Source organism: Streptomyces sp. NK15101 (genome assembly GCF_020400725.1).
GTDB lineage: Bacteria > Actinomycetota > Actinomycetes > Streptomycetales > Streptomycetaceae > Streptomyces.
Genome location: NZ_JAINVG010000211.1, coordinates 1 through 641 on the forward strand (window position 1 = coordinate 1; position 641 = coordinate 641).

At 72.7% G+C, this 641-nt stretch carries 2 pseudogenes; both read left to right on the plus strand.

Features of this window, described 5'->3' with window-relative positions:
• Positions 1-45: 45 nt before the first annotated feature.
• A pseudogene (locus K7G60_RS38640) lies at positions 46-450 on the plus strand (shikimate kinase); the annotation flags it as partial.
• Positions 396-641 (plus strand): annotated as a pseudogene (locus tag K7G60_RS39325) (3-dehydroquinate synthase); the annotation flags it as partial. The pseudogenes K7G60_RS38640 and K7G60_RS39325, both read left to right, overlap by 55 nt.

Below are 641 nucleotides of genomic sequence, written 5' to 3' on the forward strand. Positions count from 1 at the left end.
GAACATCCGGTGACCGCCGGACCCCTGGTCGTCCTCGTCGGGCCCATGGGCTCCGGCAAGTCCACGGTGGGCGCGCTCCTGGCCGAACGGCTCGGCGCGCCCTACCGGGACACCGACGCCGACATCGTCGCCGCCGAAGGACGCGAGATCTCCGACATCTTCGTCGAGGACGGCGAGGAGCACTTCCGCGCCCTGGAGCGGGACGCCGTCGCCAGGGCCGTCGCCGAGCACGAGGGCGTCCTCGCCCTCGGCGGCGGCGCGGTCCTGGACGCCGGGACCCGCGCCCTGCTCGCCGGACTGCCCGTCGCGTACCTCTCCATGGACGTCGAGGAGGCGGTCCGCCGCGTCGGCCTGAACACCGCGCGGCCCCTGCTCGCCGTCAACCCGCGCCGCCAGTGGCGCGAGCTGATGGAGGCGCGCCGCCATCTGTACACCGAAGTCGCACGGGTCGTCGTCGCCACGGACGACCGCACCCCCGAAGAGGTCGCCCAGGCGGTCCTCGAGGCACTGGAGTTGAAGGACGTATGACGGACCAGGACCAGGTGACCCGAATTCAGGTCGGCGGTTCCGCGGGCACCGATCCGTACGAGGTACTGGTCGGACGGCAGCTCCTCGGTGAGCTCCCCGCCCTGATCGGCACC